General features: G+C 34.2%; 16 protein-coding genes. 3 read left to right on the forward strand and 13 right to left on the reverse strand.

Annotated features, from left to right (window positions below):
* Positions 1–131: 131 nt before the first annotated feature.
* From Q3Y49_RS14910 to Q3Y49_RS14925, 4 genes are all read right to left on the reverse strand, one after another.
* Positions 132–680 (reverse strand): REP-associated tyrosine transposase, encoded by a 549-nt coding sequence (locus tag Q3Y49_RS14910; RefSeq protein WP_303269243.1) that lies wholly within the window; start codon positions 678–680, stop codon positions 132–134.
* A gap of 297 nt (positions 681–977) precedes the next feature.
* Complete coding sequence (locus Q3Y49_RS14915) at positions 978–1,946, reverse strand: leucine-rich repeat domain-containing protein (protein ID WP_303269244.1); 969 nt, start codon at positions 1,944–1,946, stop codon at positions 978–980.
* Positions 1,943–3,751 carry an RHS repeat-associated core domain-containing protein gene (locus tag Q3Y49_RS14920; RefSeq protein WP_303269245.1) on the reverse strand — a complete coding sequence of 603 codons (1,809 nt, stop codon included), beginning with the start codon at positions 3,749–3,751 and terminating at the stop codon, positions 1,943–1,945. Before Q3Y49_RS14920 ends, Q3Y49_RS14915 begins: the two co-directional genes overlap by 4 nt.
* Positions 3,752–3,845: 94 nt before the next feature.
* Positions 3,846–4,808: a hypothetical protein gene (locus Q3Y49_RS14925; protein WP_303269247.1), complete on the reverse strand. Its 963-nt coding sequence runs from the start codon at positions 4,806–4,808 to the stop codon at positions 3,846–3,848.
* A 230-nt stretch (positions 4,809–5,038) separates the two neighbouring features.
* Between Q3Y49_RS14925 and Q3Y49_RS14930 the strand changes: the two genes are divergently transcribed.
* Complete coding sequence (locus Q3Y49_RS14930) at positions 5,039–5,809, forward strand: CDP-alcohol phosphatidyltransferase family protein (protein ID WP_303269248.1); 771 nt, start codon at positions 5,039–5,041, stop codon at positions 5,807–5,809.
* 153 nt (positions 5,810–5,962) lie between these two features.
* Here the strand turns inward: Q3Y49_RS14930 and Q3Y49_RS14935 are convergent, their stop codons facing one another.
* The 8 genes from Q3Y49_RS14935 to Q3Y49_RS14970 form a co-directional block, all read right to left on the reverse strand.
* Positions 5,963–6,355, reverse strand: coding sequence for a hypothetical protein (locus tag Q3Y49_RS14935; RefSeq protein ID WP_303269249.1), 393 nt, complete (start codon positions 6,353–6,355; stop codon positions 5,963–5,965).
* A 173-nt stretch (positions 6,356–6,528) separates the two neighbouring features.
* On the reverse strand, positions 6,529–6,873 hold the full coding sequence (gene rplT, locus Q3Y49_RS14940) for a 50S ribosomal protein L20 (protein ID WP_303269250.1): 345 nt from the start codon (positions 6,871–6,873) through the stop codon (positions 6,529–6,531).
* Positions 6,874–6,980: 107 nt separating this feature from the next.
* On the reverse strand, positions 6,981–7,175 hold the full coding sequence (gene rpmI / locus Q3Y49_RS14945) for a 50S ribosomal protein L35 (RefSeq protein ID WP_303269251.1): 195 nt from the start codon (positions 7,173–7,175) through the stop codon (positions 6,981–6,983).
* 25 nt (positions 7,176–7,200) lie between these two features.
* Complete coding sequence (gene infC / locus Q3Y49_RS14950) at positions 7,201–7,749, reverse strand: translation initiation factor IF-3 (RefSeq protein WP_303269252.1); 549 nt, start codon at positions 7,747–7,749, stop codon at positions 7,201–7,203.
* A 97-nt stretch (positions 7,750–7,846) separates the two neighbouring features.
* Positions 7,847–9,811 carry a threonine--tRNA ligase gene (gene thrS / locus Q3Y49_RS14955; protein WP_303269253.1) on the reverse strand — a complete coding sequence of 655 codons (1,965 nt, stop codon included), beginning with the start codon at positions 9,809–9,811 and terminating at the stop codon, positions 7,847–7,849.
* Positions 9,812–9,922: 111 nt separating this feature from the next.
* Positions 9,923–11,662, reverse strand: a complete 1,740-nt coding sequence (locus Q3Y49_RS14960) for a hypothetical protein (RefSeq protein ID WP_303269255.1) — start codon at positions 11,660–11,662, stop codon at positions 9,923–9,925.
* Between the two features lie 50 nt (positions 11,663–11,712).
* Positions 11,713–12,219, reverse strand: a complete 507-nt coding sequence (locus tag Q3Y49_RS14965) for a phosphoribosyltransferase family protein (protein ID WP_303269256.1) — start codon at positions 12,217–12,219, stop codon at positions 11,713–11,715.
* 4 nt (positions 12,220–12,223) lie between these two features.
* Positions 12,224–12,703, reverse strand: coding sequence for an Lrp/AsnC family transcriptional regulator (locus Q3Y49_RS14970; protein ID WP_303269257.1), 480 nt, complete (start codon positions 12,701–12,703; stop codon positions 12,224–12,226).
* 207 nt (positions 12,704–12,910) lie between these two features.
* Between Q3Y49_RS14970 and Q3Y49_RS14975 the strand changes: the two genes are divergently transcribed.
* Positions 12,911–14,017, forward strand: coding sequence for an AMP-binding protein (locus tag Q3Y49_RS14975; RefSeq protein ID WP_303269258.1), 1,107 nt, complete (start codon positions 12,911–12,913; stop codon positions 14,015–14,017).
* 8 nt (positions 14,018–14,025) lie between these two features.
* Positions 14,026–15,006 (forward strand): alpha/beta fold hydrolase, encoded by a 981-nt coding sequence (locus Q3Y49_RS14980; protein ID WP_303269259.1) that lies wholly within the window; start codon positions 14,026–14,028, stop codon positions 15,004–15,006.
* Positions 15,007–15,027: 21 nt separating this feature from the next.
* Here the strand turns inward: Q3Y49_RS14980 and Q3Y49_RS14985 are convergent, their stop codons facing one another.
* Positions 15,028–16,296, reverse strand: a complete 1,269-nt coding sequence (locus Q3Y49_RS14985) for an NAD(P)/FAD-dependent oxidoreductase (protein ID WP_303269260.1) — start codon at positions 16,294–16,296, stop codon at positions 15,028–15,030.
* Positions 16,297–16,465: the final 169 nt, after the last annotated feature.

The raw sequence follows: 16,465 nt of genomic DNA on the forward strand, positions 1-16,465 counted from the left end.
ATTTGTGGATACATAATAATCCATTATTGCCTGAATCACTCCAACCTCTTCCATTTTGTAGTTTTGTTTTAGAGTTTCAAGTTCTACCCTCTAGTCCTCGTTTGTAACGAGGATTCCCAAACTATGAGTTTTCAACTCAAAAAACTAATCTGTACTAAGCCCGTTCTTCCAGCATAATCTCTTGCTGAACTATATACATATTCTTCTGCATCGTCCACAATTAAAGCTTTTACAGGATTCTGATGAATATATTCAACTCTCCCATCTATCATTTTGCTTGTTAATTCTATAGCGTGATTATCGTCCTTCCAAAACTTATACTTCTTAATACTTTGTAATTTTAAACCCGCCAACTTAAACTGTTGCAGCATCCATTCTCTTCTGCTTTCAACTTCGGTTTCTATCATCTTTAGGATACGCTTGGCAGTGAATTTCTTGAAATCTCTAATAATATCAGATAATCGAAATCCTTTATCTGCAGATAGTATTAAATGGATGTGATTACTCATCAAACACCAAGCATATACTTTTAATCCTTTCTGTTGAATACAGTAATTCAATGAATTTACTACTTCAATTTTGTAGGATCTTCTGGTAAAAACATCGATCCAATTTACCACTGTGAATGTTACAAAATACAAAGCATTTCGATCGGCTATTTTATATCGGTCGCCAGACATAGTTTTGGTTGATTTGCTGCCCTTTAGTTTATCCTACAAAGAAATGGTTTTTTTGAAAAACAGCAACTAGGTTTAGATAAAGTATGCCTACTAAGCATTTTAAATGCTTGATTTTAGTCATCCTCGTTGCAAGACGAGCTGGTGGCTCTGGATTTAAGGAACGGTCGCAAGAAATAGGCTCTTTTGAGGTTTTAGCTTTACAAATGCTTTGTTTTAGGCATCCTCGTTACAAACGAGGACGAGCTGGGGTTAAAAGTCAAGCCGAAGGGATAGTAATTATAGCGATTAAGGATCTGTTTATTGAAAATTTTGAGTATTACGTTCAATTTTAACATTTTCAAACTTCTCCAAAATATTCAATTCGTTTTCTGTGAAGTCAACATCTGTAATTATAATTATTTCAAAATTTAGACTAACTAGTTCTGTTAAAGGTATGTCTTTAAAATCATTTATTATATTTGAGAGAACAACAGTTTTAATATTTGGCAATTTATTAAGTTTTTGAAGCGAGGTGTTTTTTCTCAAGATTATGCCGCTAAAATTTATATACTTCAAAGAATTCAATCCATTAAATGCTTCCACTAATTCTTCAAAACTTAAATTTTTATTTCCAATATATAAGCTTTCTAAAGACCCAAGTTTACTCAAAACATCGGGCACTCCTTTAAAATTATTCCCATTTAATGTCAGTGTTTTTAGTTTTTTAAGGTGTTCTAAATCATCTGGAAGCGAAACCAAATTATTATCAGATAATAGTAAAGTTTCAAGTTCACTTAAAGAACCTATCTCAGAAGGCAAACTTATTATTTCATTATTATACAACTGTAATTCTTTCAGACATTCAAATTCTCCAATAGTAGGAGGTAGACTGCTTATGGGGTGATTTGTAATAGATATTTTTCGAATACTTTTCTTAGGTAATAATTGAATTGCATTTTCCACATCTAATTCAAAATTATTCGCTAAATACAAATATTGAAGTTTCTCTAATTGGCTTATTTCTTTTGGAAATTTCTTTACATATGTTCTAGAAATATTTAATAATTGTAGGTTTTTTAATTTTGCTATCTCAGAAGGCAGGATATTTAAACTAGTATCTATTAATATCAAAGATTTAACCTTCCTAGGCTTTTTTAAAGCATCCTCAATTGAGAATACAGATTTATTGGCAATTCTTCTTTCATTATTAACCTGACTATATAAAGGATAAATGGTTAAACAAATTAACGAAAAAAATAAAATTATTGTAATATCGGTTTTTCTCATTTCCCTAATGTGTTTCTTGATCTTCCTGAATACTTACTAAGATAAATTTTTCTTTGCTCCGGTGTCATTCTACTCATATAGTAGTTAAAATTGAGCATAGGTTTTTCATTTTTACTCCTAGTAGTGCCCATAAAGCTATATCTTCTGTCATCACCATAGCCATACATACCCTGAGATGCATTAACTGTACCTCGCTTCCCACTAATATCGTTTACCACATCACTGTGAAAAAGCCCCGCAGTATGACCAGAACCATGCCATATAAGTCCTGCTACCATGTCTGTTTGAGAAGTTGGATAATAAAAAGAAGAGTTATGCCCAGTTCTTGTAGATTCAGCCCTATCAGTAGAAATCAATATGATATTACCTTTAATATCCACCCCTTCATTATTGTTCGGTTGGGCAGCGACTTCACCTATGCTCCCTTCTACGTATTTTGATGGTATATGTCCAAAACCAGATTCACCACCCTCTTGATTTGAATTGTTGAAATCTTCAACTTGTTCTTGTGAGCCAATAAAAACAAATGCATCAGATTCATCTAGTTGTTCTGCTTTAGGTATCTCTTTTACAATTCTGGCTCTAGTATCAAGTCCTTGATCACGAAAATTTCTATTTAGACTTCTTTTAATTTTTCGCAATTGCCTTCTATCAGCTCCTTCAGCACCATATAGGTAAAGGCTATTTTCCATGCCATTAGGATCTATAAATTTAATCGGATCATTTTTAACATAATGATATGGAGAATGATCAAAGTACTTTTCTGCTTTAGGGTCAACAGCTCCCCATCTACCTAAATCAGGCATATACATTCTTGCCCCATAATCAATCCACCCTAAATCAAGATCATTGATTTCTTCCTTGCCATTATACTTATAATTGTTAGCCTTTGAGTAGCTTCTCTGATAGGAGTTAAAGGTTAGACCAAAAGGATAGTAATCATCCGCTTGCAGCACTGCATTATAATGATGTTCCACTTTAAAATCATCCCAGAAGAGTTCAACAGCTTGCTGGCTTTCATTACTTAAGAACACCATCAGATATCCGTCTTCCGCTACTTCTATTTCTTCAAAAGAGAGTTTTTGGTGTGTGCCACTGTCTGTGCCATCATCAGCAGCTGATTCTGATAATCTTTCAAAACCTGAATTTACATAATTGAAATTCTTGTCCAGCATGATGTAGTTCAAATAGGCTTTAGGGCTTTCATCCTCGCTCCCATCTGCCATGGCCGCGGAAATGTAATCCGAGTTGAGGTTGTTTTCTATGATAGTCCCCTCACCTGTAAGAGTACCACCACCGAGCATGCTCACCAAGGCATTAACTAACGCTCCTGCATTAATTTGATCATTGGTAAAGGCAGCATCTAAATACTTAGCATACACCTCTGCACTTACTTTATCGCCTTTGCTCACATATAAGGTTTTCATTAAACCTACTATATCAGTTCCTCCGCCCGTTAACCGGTGGCTGTAATTGCCACTCCTTTTATATTGATTAGGAAGAATGGTAATATCATCATAATTGTCGAAATAGGGGTTTTCAAGGGTTTCAAAACCAGTAGCATAATCATCATCCCTTACCGCAAAAGTAGTCCGCACATTGCCCAAGTGATCTTTCAAATGATATTGGTATTCATTTTTTGCTACCCCATCTACGTTTTTAGGTACTACCCTGCCCTCTGCTGTTTGGATGAATTGTTTGATATAGACCTTCAAAAACAAGCAACCGCAATAATCATTAGATGGATGAAGCCTATTGCCTCTTATCTCTTGTTCCAATATATATCCAGCAGAACGGTAAATCATATTAATAAAGTATATTTTCGATTATACGACAGATCTGAGTTAAATGCAATCAATTATTGTGAAGATCGGCATTGGCTTTGCTGTTTTAGATTTTTCACATTCCCCTAATCTTTCCTCTCAATTTTTCAAACTGTGAATGTTCAGTCTCTATCACTTTCACTTGGTCCACAATACTTTTGTCGGTTTCCAGCTTCAACCTAATTTCCTTGATTGTAATATCTAAAATTTTCACTTCATCCTTTAACTTATGGATTATAACTTCTTTCTCGTCCACCTCTTCAGCATAGTCCAATAAGTTACATAAACCCAACATGCTGGCAACTGGAGCCCTTAGTTGATGCCCATTGATGAAAGTATATTCTGCCAATTTTTCATTTTTGCGTTGGAGCTCTTGCGTCCGTTCCATTACCTTTTCTTCTAAATGATTGTTTAAAGCAGTTAAAGATTCATTAAGCGACTGTAATTCTTCTGATTGAGTAATTATTTCACGTTGTTGTATGGTGACTTTTTTATTCACCAGCTGAACGCTTTTGGAGAACCGATAGCTAATATAAGCAATCGTAATAAAGTGGATTAAAGCGTAGGCCAAGGACAAATGAAGCATCTGATCTGCTAAATCAAATTTGATTTGAAACCCATAGATAGCTAAGGTTAGGCTATAACCGACTGGGATGACTAGTATTCTATAGAATTTATGAAAACCTCTGGAAGCCACATAGTTACTTACTAAGCCTAAAATAAACAAGAACGTGGGAATATAGAGTAAATGAATAAGTCCCACAAACCACCCGACAACTAGAAAATCGAACATATTCTGTCGAATTCCTATTCCTTTGTCGTTATTTTCTTGAACATAATAAATAAATAAGGTGTAGGGTAATAGGACAGCTACTAGGAATGAAAAATAATGCCAAACATCTAATTGGATGCTATAGATATCTAAAAATATGATCAGAAAAATAGAATTGAATAGGTAGGCCGCATAGCGAAATAAAAGAGAAGCCCTTCCGAAAAAGTCACTCTTTTCCCAATGATATCTTATATTTAAAAAGTGCACAAGCCAAATTATAAAGCTAAAGTAAATTGAGCAATTAAATTTTATACTATTTTAAAATGGAGTGATGTAAACAGTATCAAATAATTTTAAAATATGATTTTCCCAATATTTATGAAGCCTTTCGATGAACAAAAATTGTCTAAGCAAAGTTATTAGTAAATTATTATCTTAAAATAAATCCTTAACTTATATAAGGTTGTAGCCTAAAACATAGCACTAGATTATATTCAATGCCGAAAATAGATAAAGAGCAAAAGTTTTTCGACTTTTCAGATTACGGAAGAGGCCCTGCAGTTTTCTTTTCTAATTTATTAAAAAATTCCTCAGTATCTCCTGTTCAAGTTACTATTTGGTTTGGTATAATTGGAATACTATCTGCTTATGCAATTCTACTAGAGAACTATTTGATCGCAGGCTTTGGCCTCATCCTTAAATCAATAGTAGATGCAATGGATGGAGAGCTAGCTCGAATTAAAGAAAGCCCCTCCTATTCTGGTAGATATCTCGACTCAATATTTGACAGTATTCTAAATTTGATATTTATTATGGTGATAAATTATAAAAGTGACAGTAGTTACTGGTTAGCCTTCATAGCTTATATAGCTTTACAGTTACAGGGTACTTTATATAACTACTATTATGTGATTTTAAGACACCGGACAATTGGTGGAGATACTACCAGTAAAATATTCGAAAGTAAGCCTCCTGCTGCATTTCCGACTGAAAGCCAGACCACTGTCAATATTCTATTCCATGTATTTCGTGTTTTGTATTTTCCTTTTGATTGGGTTATCTATAGGTTTGACGCAAGCGCTTTTAAAATCCGACAAATACCCAATTGGTTTATGTCCATGATATCTATTTACGGATTGGGTTTTCAATTAATGATCATGGCCATTATGCTGTCAATGGGCTTTATAGAGTTTATTATTCCGTTTTTTATAGGCTACTCTTCTTTAATTATTGTATTCACTTTAATCCGGAAACTAGCAATCAAGTAACCCCCTAAAAAACACTTTAGCTTCTTCGCAATTACTCCAGCAAAGTTTTCATATTTTTATAGATATGCTGCATTTTTAAAAATTACTTTGTATTCATAAAAAAACCGAAGTTTGCGATGCTCCGGTTTCCATTCAAATTATATAAATACTAAATCAATTTAATTCACTCTCAATTTTATTGCTTAAATCCTTTAAATCATTTTTCACATCATCATATGCTTTTTTAACGTCATTCTTGGCCTCTGACCAAGTTTTTTCAGTAGAGCTTTCAATCGTTGCTAAGTTGCTTTCAAGCTTACTTTTAACTTTTTCAAGTTCTTTCTCTAATTCCGTATCTGCTTTAGCTTTTTCGATGCGCTCTTCTACCGCATCGATCTCAGCATTCAGTTTAGCCTTCCACTCGTTTTTCTTTTGTAGGAAGTCTTGTTTTACTTGCTCTGACTTTTCACTGGCAGTAGAATCTTGCACTTGCTTTTTATCAGATTCACATGCTATAAATCCGCCTACAACAAAACCCACTAATACTAATTTCATTCCAAATTTCATATTCCTGTCTTTTTTAGTTACAAAATATACAGAGGTAACTACGAATTTTTGAGCTTAGGGTTAAAAATTTTCCTATAGCAAAATAAAGAGTCAAGCTAATGTAGGATGGACTGGAAATAAAAAAGCCTCACTGCATAATGCAATGAGGCCCGTGTATGATATAAAAAAGTATCTTACTTTACTGAATCTACTACGCTTTTAAAAGCTTCAGGATGATTCATAGCTAAATCGGCTAATACTTTTCTGTTTAATTCTATTCCTTTTTTGTTTACAGCTCCCATAAATTGAGAATATGACAAACCATGTTCTCTGGCACCTGCATTAATTCTTTGAATCCATAATTTTCTGAATTCTCTTTTCTTTTGTTTCCTATCTCTGTAGGCATACAACCAACCTTTTTCAACGGCATTTTTTGCTACCGTCCAAACGTTTTTCTTTCTACCCCAGTAGCCTTTCGCATACTTAAGGATTTTTTTTCTTCTAGCTCTTGAAGCTACATGATTTACTGATCTTGGCATAAATTTTAATTTTTTGGAAATTGGTGACCAACCTCACGATTGATACTTGACAAACCATATATCCCGGTTAAACATTGAACCTTCGTTCGTTTTAATTTTGCGAAATATTAGAGATTAAGCATGTCTTTTACTCTACCCATATCTGTCTTGTGAACAAGACCCATATCGGTTAAGCGTCTTTTCTGCTTAGTTTCTTTTTTGGTTAAAATGTGACTTTTAAAAGCGTGCTTTCTTTTGATTTTACCGCTTCCAGTCAATTTAAACCTTTTTTTCGCGCCTGATTTTCTTTTTACTTTAGGCATTTATCTATTTATTTAAATTGGTTACTTATTTAGCTTGTTTCGGAGTAATGAAAAGTGTCATTCTTTTACCTTCTAATTTAGGCATCTGTTCTACTTTTCCATATTCTTCCAGTTCAGAAGCAAAACGCAATAATAAAAGTTCCCCTCTATCTTTGAAAACAATTGTTCTTCCCACGAAGTGCACATAAGCTTTCACTTTAGCACCATCTTTTAGGAATTTCTTTCCGTGGTTTAATTTGAATTCAAAGTCATGATCATCAGTATTGGGTCCAAACCGAATTTCTTTGATTACGGTCTTTTGAGCTTTGGCTTTAATTTCCTTTTGCTTCTTCTTCTGTTCGTATTTAAATTTTGAGTAATCAATAATTTTACAAACGGGAGGATCTGCTTTGGGAGAAATTTCTACCAGATCAAGATTTTGCTCTTCAGCCATCCTGAGTGCTTCACCGATGGTATAAACGTCAACTTTTACATTTTCACCAACTACACGTACCTCTCTAGCTCTAATTTTACTATTTACCTTGTAAGGTTCTTCTTCCCTACCCCTAGGTCGGTAGCTGCCTTTTTTTCGCATTTTACTAATATTAACCTCCTTTTTTTGTTTAACAATGTGCAAATATCGTGATAAATATTGGATTACAAAACTACAATCCAAAATCTAATATTTAATATTATTTATTTTCTATACTATCCAGCACTTTTTGGTTAAAAAATGATTTAAAATCTTCCAAACTCATACTTCCCACATCTCCTTCTCCATGTTTTCTGATAGAGACTTTGCCCTCAGCTTGCTCTTGTTCTCCAACAATCAACATATAAGGAATTTTCTTGATTTCCGCATCTCTAATTTTACGTCCTATCTTTTCATCTCTATGATCAATAAAGCCTGTAATATCTTCTGCTTCGAGTTCACTATAAACCCTATTGGCAAAATCAGCATACTTTTCAGAAATTGGCAAAACAGCAACTTGCTCAGGAGATAACCACAATGGGAAATTACCAGCGCAATGTTCTATCAATACCGCAACAAATCGCTCCATGCTACCAAATGGCGCACGGTGAATCATTACAGGCCTGTGCTTACTATTATCAGCACCAACATACTCCAGTTTAAAGCGCTCAGGTAGATTATAATCTACTTGTATTGTGCCTAATTGCCAGCTTCTTCCAAGAGCATCTTTAACCATGAAATCTAACTTAGGTCCATAAAAAGCAGCCTCTCCTAATTCTATTACTGTTTTTAGCCCTTTTTCTTCTGCTGCCTCGATGATGGCTTTTTCAGCCTTATCCCACACTTCATCTCCTCCAATGTATTTTTCCTTATTTTCCGGATCTCTTAGAGATACTTGAGTTACAAAATTTTGGAAGCCTAAGGAATTAAAGACAAATAACACGAGATCAATCACCTTAATGAATTCCTCTTTTACCTGATCTGGGCGACAGAAAATATGTGCATCATCCTGAGTAAAACTCCTTACCCTGGTTAATCCGTGCAGCTCTCCACTTTGTTCGTATCTGTACACAGTACCAAATTCAGCAAGCCTTAGGGGTAAGTCTTTATAACTACGTGGCTTTGTTTTATAAATTTCACAATGGTGAGGACAATTCATTGGTTTTAACAAATATTCCTCATCACTTTTCGAATCATCGTCTGATGGAGCAGCGATTGGCTGAAAGGAATCTTTGCCATATTTTTCATAATGACCAGAGGTAATATACAATTCCTTATTTCCGATATGAGGGGTGATCACGGGCTGGTACCCGGCTTTCACTTGAGCCTTCTTCAAGAAATTCTCCAATCGATCCCTTAACATAGTTCCTTTTGGCAACCACAACGGCAAGCCTAAGCCCACTTTTTCAGAGAATGCAAACAATTCCATCTCTTTACCTAATTTCCTATGATCTCGCTTTTTTGCTTCTTCCAAAAGCTCTAAATATTCTTTTAGTTCTTTTTGCTTAGGAAATGTAATGCCATAAATTCTTGTTAACTGTTTACGCTTTTCATCTCCTCTCCAGTAGGCACCGGCAATATTTAGCAGTTTTACGGCTTTAATATAACCCGTATGTGGGATATGTGGCCCTCTACACAGATCTGTAAAATTTCCTTGCTGATAGAAAGTGATTTCGCCATCATTTAGTCCTTCAATTAATTCAAGTTTGTATTCATCACCCTTTTTCTGGTAATACTCGAACGCATCTTTCTTAGAAATCTCAGAACGTATAAACTGATTTTTATTACGAGCCAATTCAAGCATTTTTTGCTCAATTTTCTCTAATTCCTCTCCTTGCAATTCCTTTTCTCCAAAATCAACATCATAGTAGAAGCCATTATCTATGGGTGGTCCAATACCGAATTTTATTCCAGGGTAAAGTTCTTCTAAAGCCTCGGCCAATAAGTGAGCAGATGAATGCCAGAACGTATTTTGACCTTCCGGATCATTCCAAGTAAGCAATTGAACATGAGCATCCTCATTTATAGGCCTTGTAGAATCCCACACCTGACCATTAACTTTGGTTGACAATACGTTTCTGGCCAATCCTTCGCTTATACTCATAGCTACGTCATAGCCAGAAATGCCTTTTTCAAATTCTTTTACAGTACCATCTGGTAAGGTGATATTAATTTTATTACTCATATTTTTATGTAATTCTTACTTAAAATGCTGTATCTATCAGAGGAATTCCTTCCAAGCACAAATATGCAATTTTGATTTAATAAGTGTAACAGGAATTCTGGTAAAATATCATTAATTGCCAATTATTTCACCTTGTGAATTCAAAGTTTGGAGCACATTGCCATCCTGATCATATATAAAGAAGATCCCTGCTTCCACTTTTGCATCGCCTAGACTGGCCTCCTGTTCATATTCCAATGACCACAACTCATCTAAATTTGGAGAGAAATATTTCAAATATCGATTCTGCTGCGATTTCTCAGTTCCTTCTAAATTTACCAAAAGGTTATTGCTTAACATTATCATGTTATTAATGGTGTAGGAACTATCTAACAAGCTAGTAAATGACTTTACTTCCATATTGAATCCAGCAGAAGCAATGAAAGGCTGATTTCCCATTTGCCCCCCAACTAACAGCATTGAATCGAGCTCGATGGTGTTTAAAACGTAGTTTTTATGCTCATGGGTAGCAGCAATTAGAGGCGTTAGGAAGATCGAATCCTGTTCATATCTAAAAAACTCAATTTGTCTTGCCATCATTTCGGTTCTTTGAGAAACAGAATCTAATTTTTGTTTGACAATAGTTTTTTCGGTTTCAATAAAAGCTTCAATAGAAGGTTTAAATCCTTCCAAAAAGTATTTGAAATCATTTTTAGTTTTATCAGAAATGCCTAGGTCTATTTTCTCAATTAAATCTAACTGCTCTGTTAAATTGAGTTCATATTCTTCCACCAAATTTGCTCTTTGGTAAATATTGGAGGAATCAGCTAATACAGGATGTAAACTCACATTCGTAAGTAAATTTGTACGGCTTTTTTGTTTCTTATATTTTAGTAAGTTAAGAATTACATTATCCTCATCATATTTCTTTAACTGCTCCACCAGGTTTTCCGGAATAGTCATCTTTTGAATCTTAGAGGAATCACTTATACTAAGATTTTGAGAAATTGCTTGGTTAAATTCAGCATCAGTTTTGTAGAGTAAATCCTTAAGGGGTTTTACTTCTGACTCTATCTTTGCATTCAATCTATTGAGATACTCTTCATAATTCTGAATGTTAACAGAAAAATCAGAGAAATTTGATTTAAGTAGTTTTAAACCATTCCAATTGACAATTTGAATTGTTTGTAGCCGTGGGTCATATGAAGGGTGTTTTAAGGATTTGAGCTTTGTAGTAAAATCTTCATAGACTTCAATGAACTTCAGGTAATTGGATACAAGCTTTTGCGAGGCAGCAATATCGGCAGGACCTGCTCTTAATAAATAGGCCGATTCATTGGTAAAGCGTGAATGAAAATCTTCAACTAATAAGGCAAAACTTTCATATTCTTGAATTGACCTGTTTTTTAATTCATGTAATTCATTAACTAGTTCTTTCTTTTTAACAACCTCTTTTATTTTATTCTCATAGTCTAAATGAATATCCGATATCTTAATCGCAAACTTACCTGTTCGGAGGTCTCTTCTATTGTAAGCAGCATAATAATCATCATTTTTTCTGATTTCTCGATCATCAACAAGCGCCATTGACTTTTTGTACGCTTCAATGGCTCTATTGGCCATAGAGTCAAACTTTTCCGTAGATGGAAAGATTTCAGCAGAGTCGAGTTGTGAAACAATTATTTCACCTAAATAGAAATAAGCGTTCGCTTCATCATCATTTTCTTCCAGAAACTGTAAGAGTTGAGGTGCAGCAGTCTTGTAATCTTTGCTCTGCAGAATGGGGAAAAGGTTTTTATATCGGATACGTTGTGCATCTGACTTTGGAGAAAATCCAACGGTTAATAATAACACTATTACAAAAACCCTCATTGTTTGATTTATTTATGGTTGAGCAATATTCAAATAACTACAAAAGTAAATCATTCTAGGTAAACACCAAAACCTTCTTCCGACCAATTGAAATTTATATGTTCTTGAATAGTTGTAGCAATTTCAATACCTGTATAGTTCGCTGCGATTGGAAATGAACGGTGGGCTCTGTTTACCAAAAATGCTGTCTCAATTTTACTAAGGTTTAAATCTAGCAATGACCTAAGTGTATAAAATATTGTTTTACCCGAGTTCAAAACATCGTCAACAAGAAGAACAACTGCATTTTTAGCAATCTCCACATCTTCACTCAGAACAACTTTTGAATCGGAAGGTGAGGACTTATCAATATTGACTGATAAGAAAATAGGTTTTAGTTGGCTTATACTTTCTAATTCTTGACTGATTTTTTTAGCCAAAATCGCTCCCCCACCTTCAATCCCTATGATATACAGTTTTTCTTCTTGGTAGTTATTCTCTAAAATTTGAAAAGCTATCCTTTTGATTTTACTCTGGATAGCTTCTCGGTCTAAAATTTGATTGCGCTGATTAGGCATAATTTCATTTATTTTCAGGTATCGGCATTCTTTTGCTATCCTTAAATGTAGATAAAATTACCATCGATTGCATACTATCTACTACTTCGATTTCACTAACTTTTTCCAGCATCAGTTTTTGATAAGAAGGAATATCTTTAGCAATCACTTTTAAAATAAAGTCGCTTGAACCAGTAACGTGATTACACTCAATAATTTCATCCACATCATCAATCGCGGCAATAAACTTATCAATATTTGATTTATTATGGCCTTTTAAGGATACCATAACATAAGTACTCACGCCTAAATTTATCTTCTCGGTATCAAGTTTTGCATGATAACTTTTGATTATACCTGCATTTTCAAGTTTCTTAACACGCTCTAAAGTTGGCGCAGGTGATAATCCAATATCTTTTGATAACTGAGCATTGGTAATTCTGCCATCTATTTGCAGTATGTCCAATATTTTCTTGTCAATTTTATCCAGTTTGAAAGGTAACATTATTATTATTTGGAGTTTTCAATTAAAAAGCAAAATTAGTATATATTATTGACTATTTCGGTATAGAATTTCAATTTAACCAAATTTATTTTTGCAAAACTGTTAAAAGTATAGCAAAAATATTGAAATCTTAATATTGAACTTCTTTTTTTACAATATTGACTCAATTAAGTATTAAATTTACCACTTCAAGCTAATTAGTACTTCATGCCTCCAGCATTGTCTAGACACGTATCGGTCATTTATAATAAGAATGAATATCATTTACAGGATTTTATCCATCATTTTAACAATAGTAAAGATCAACATCTACAAAGCATAATTGCATTTATAGTAGATTGGAATTCGAGTTCTGATCACATTTTTCAATCTACATCTGGATCGACTGGGAAGCCAAAAAGGATCAAAATACAAAAGAGTCAGATCAAATCAAGTGCTTTAGCAACCTTAGAAACGCTTAATTTAAAGGAAGGCGATAAGGCATTGCTGTGCATAAATCCCTCTTTTATAGGGGGGAAAATGATGATTGCCAGAGCTTTGATCGGAGGATTAGATTTGCATATTGCCCCAATTTCTGGTAATCCTTTGATAGATTTTATGGACAATTCAATCATTGATTTTTTCTCATTTGTGCCCTATCAAATGGAAAGGATTATAGAGGAAAGTCCCGAAAGCATAAAATATTTAGAACGATCCAAAGCTATTATTTTAGGGGGTGCTCCTGTTCCAGATAATTTAGCTCAGAAAATTAAATCTCATTTTTATAATACCAAAGTTTATAGCACATACGGAATGACAGAAACAGTCTCTCATGTTGCATTAAAACGCATCAATTCGGCAAAGGAGGAATGCTTCAATGCATTGAAAGGAGTTAGCTTTTCAGTTGATAATCGAAATTGTTTGATTGTAAATGCTCCAAAAATCAGTGGTCAAGATTCACTGCTAACAAATGATGTAGTTGAATTAATTTCCCTAACCCAATTTAATTGGTTAGGAAGGTATGATTTTGTAATCAATTCCGGAGGCATAAAAATTCACCCTGAAATCATCGAGAAAGAAATAGCTTCCATATTTAGTGAATTCAACATAAGCAATCGATTTTTTGTATTTGGTTTACCGCATGAAAAGTTTGGTGAATCTTTAAATTTGGTACTGGAAGGCGATGTGGCCACTGAGAATATTCCCAAAATTTTAAAATCGAAATTAGAAGCTTTTCAGGCTCCTAAACAAATCTTTACCATTGATGAATTCGCAGAAACTGAAAATGGTAAAATCAACCGAAAAAGGACTATTGAAACTATTTTAGAGCAATAAAACCAGTCATGAAAAAAATCTTCAAAATTATAGGATTCGTTTTATTGAGCATCGTGAGTCTTTTCCTGATTCTATTGCTCATTTTTTATAAATCTGATATTCCTGCTGATACAAATCACAAAAAATACTTTACTGCAGAATCTCAATATATTGAGATAGACGGTAATAAACTACATATTAGGAAAGTAGGAAAAGGCTTTCCTGTTTTGTTAATTCATGGAAGTTTTTCTTCCTTACACACTTGGGAAGTTTGGCAAAAGGAATTTGCTCAAGATTTCACGACCATCTCTGTTGACTTAGCAGGTCATGGGCTTACAGGTCCAAATCATCAAGAAAAGTACGACACTGATTACTATGCTGATCTACTTTGGAAACTTGTACAAGAGCTGGATTATGATAGCATAGCACTGGCTGGAAACTCAATGGGTGGACAAGTAGCTTATAAAATGACGCTGCTTAATCCCACAATGGTTAATAAATTAATACTCTTAAACTCCTCTGGAGCAAGAATAGCCAATGATACTGCAAAATTTAAAGATCAGAATAGATTTTCAGTATTCTCATTAATTAACCATCCTGTATTCTCAAAACTCATGACCAGCATTACTCCCAAATTTCTTTTCAGAATGAGCTTAGAACAGGTTTACTATGATAAATCTAAAATTACCGATGAAAAAATTCAAATGTATTATGATCTCATGCTCCATGAAGGAAACAGAAAAGCGACCTTAAAAAGATTTAGTCAAAGAGTCCCTTCCGAATTTGAAAAATTATCACAGATACAAATCCCTACGCTTATTTTGTGGGGCGAGCACGATAGCTGGATTCCCGTAGAGCATGCCTATAGATTTGACAGTATCTTACCCAAGAGTGAATTAAAGATCTATAAGAATGCTGGCCATGTCCCAATGGAGGAAATCCCATTAGAAACTGCAAAAGATGCTCTTGAATTTTTGAAGTCCTCCCTTCTCAATCCTAAAGGGACTTAATATTTGATACTCTTAGTACTATCAATTATGAAATCCTTGGCCTTTCAAATCTTCGAAAACTGCGTGAGCCGCATATCTACCAGAGGCCATTGCAGCATTGATGGAGCCGTTTAATAGGTAATCCCCTGCTAAGTATATGCCTTGATGGACTTTGGATTGTGAGGGATTCATTTTGTTTTGAAAGTCATCAATTTGAGGCAATGCATTATCAATATAATAGGTTTTAAGATGCTCAATGGTAGCATTCGATAGTTGCGGAAATAACTCGATCAACTCTTTCAATATTCTCTGCTTTAATTGTTTATCGTTTTCTTGATAGTTTTTGGTAACAGAAATGGAGAGTAAGAAACTTCCTGCTGGTGCATAAGAGGAAGAGGTTTTATTCATGACCGTGATATTATTGATTAATTTATCGTCATCAGGCACTAATGCAATTAGAGGTTTACCAATAGGATCAATATCAGAACTGAAATACAAATTGGTTACGAATTGGTCTTCTGCAAATTGTCCATCGAGCTGCGGTAGCAATTGGTTTGCTTTCGTTGCAATAATAATGACATCAGCTTCCAGCTCTTCTCCGTTTTCTAGAATTACTTTTCTTCTCTCAACTTTTTCTACCCTTTTATTAAGCTTAATATCTGTCTGTGATAAGTTACTGGCCAACATTTCAGGAATAGCCTTCATTCCAGATTCAGGTACGGCTGCAAAACCTTCGCCAAACATTTTAAAAACAAATTCCAGCATACGGGAAGAAGTTTGCAATTCATTTTCCAGGAAAATACCACCAAAAAAGGGCTTGAAGAATTGCTTTATTATGGATTCACTAAATCCCTTCTTTCTTAAGAATTCAATAGAAGACACCTCCGGTTTCTCAAAAATACTATCTATAGATAATTTCTTTAAAGCCCTATTCCATTGAAATATTTTAATTTTATCAGATAAACTGCCTACAGGAGAAAATAACATGCTAAAAAGGGAAGTAGGCTGTCTTATCGGGTCAGAAATTACATATTCTCCATGCTGTCCATCTAAAATCAATGCCCCTGGACTAAACTTTTTCAAATTAAGCTTATCATATTCCAAATAATATTGAGCTTCAGGATAGGCGGTCAATAACACTTGAAAACCATGATCTAAAAGATATCCGCCAAACTTATCAGTTTTCACCCTACCGCCAATGCTGTCTGACCCTTCTAAGATAGTAGGTTTAAAACCTGCTTTTTCTAATTCAATAGCTGCTGTTAATCCAGCTATCCCCGCTCCTATAATGATTACTTTTTGTTCTTGCATGTAGTTATTGGTGCTTTTTCAATTAAATGAAATAAAACTCAAAGATGAATAAATATATGAAATCTAGGAAACGGAAAGCAAGAAGTTTTGATTTGGTTCCTGAAGTAATAAGAACTTTTTAAGAGTAATTTGCTGCAATTAAGCTTCTTTGATTTATAATGGATTCCTT

This window comes from Marivirga harenae (genome assembly GCF_030534335.1).
In the GTDB taxonomy this organism is placed as follows: Bacteria; Bacteroidota; Bacteroidia; order Cytophagales; family Cyclobacteriaceae; genus Marivirga; species Marivirga harenae.

Bases quoted from the DNA above. Each gene is read 5' to 3' on its own strand.
- Q3Y49_RS14910 (WP_303269243.1), bottom strand. From the start codon at position 680: ATGTCTGGCGACCGATATAAAATAGCCGATCGAAATGCTTTGTATTTT.
- Q3Y49_RS14985 (WP_303269260.1), bottom strand. From the start codon at position 16,296: ATGCAAGAACAAAAAGTAATCATTATAGGAGCGGGGATAGCTGGATTA.
- Q3Y49_RS14930 (WP_303269248.1), top strand. From the start codon at position 5,039: ATGCCGAAAATAGATAAAGAGCAAAAGTTTTTCGACTTTTCAGATTAC.
- Q3Y49_RS14935 (WP_303269249.1), bottom strand. From the start codon at position 6,355: ATGAAATTTGGAATGAAATTAGTATTAGTGGGTTTTGTTGTAGGCGGA.
- Q3Y49_RS14980 (WP_303269259.1), top strand. From the start codon at position 14,026: ATGAAAAAAATCTTCAAAATTATAGGATTCGTTTTATTGAGCATCGTG.
- rplT (WP_303269250.1), bottom strand. From the start codon at position 6,873: ATGCCAAGATCAGTAAATCATGTAGCTTCAAGAGCTAGAAGAAAAAAA.
- Q3Y49_RS14960 (WP_303269255.1), bottom strand. From the start codon at position 11,662: ATGAGGGTTTTTGTAATAGTGTTATTATTAACCGTTGGATTTTCTCCA.
- Q3Y49_RS14915 (WP_303269244.1), bottom strand. From the start codon at position 1,946: ATGAGAAAAACCGATATTACAATAATTTTATTTTTTTCGTTAATTTGT.
- rpmI (WP_303269251.1), bottom strand. From the start codon at position 7,175: ATGCCTAAAGTAAAAAGAAAATCAGGCGCGAAAAAAAGGTTTAAATTG.
- infC (WP_303269252.1), bottom strand. From the start codon at position 7,749: ATGCGAAAAAAAGGCAGCTACCGACCTAGGGGTAGGGAAGAAGAACCT.
- Q3Y49_RS14965 (WP_303269256.1), bottom strand. From the start codon at position 12,219: ATGCCTAATCAGCGCAATCAAATTTTAGACCGAGAAGCTATCCAGAGT.
- Q3Y49_RS14970 (WP_303269257.1), bottom strand. From the start codon at position 12,703: ATGTTACCTTTCAAACTGGATAAAATTGACAAGAAAATATTGGACATA.
- Q3Y49_RS14975 (WP_303269258.1), top strand. From the start codon at position 12,911: ATGCCTCCAGCATTGTCTAGACACGTATCGGTCATTTATAATAAGAAT.
- Q3Y49_RS14920 (WP_303269245.1), bottom strand. From the start codon at position 3,751: ATGATTTACCGTTCTGCTGGATATATATTGGAACAAGAGATAAGAGGC.
- thrS (WP_303269253.1), bottom strand. From the start codon at position 9,811: ATGAGTAATAAAATTAATATCACCTTACCAGATGGTACTGTAAAAGAA.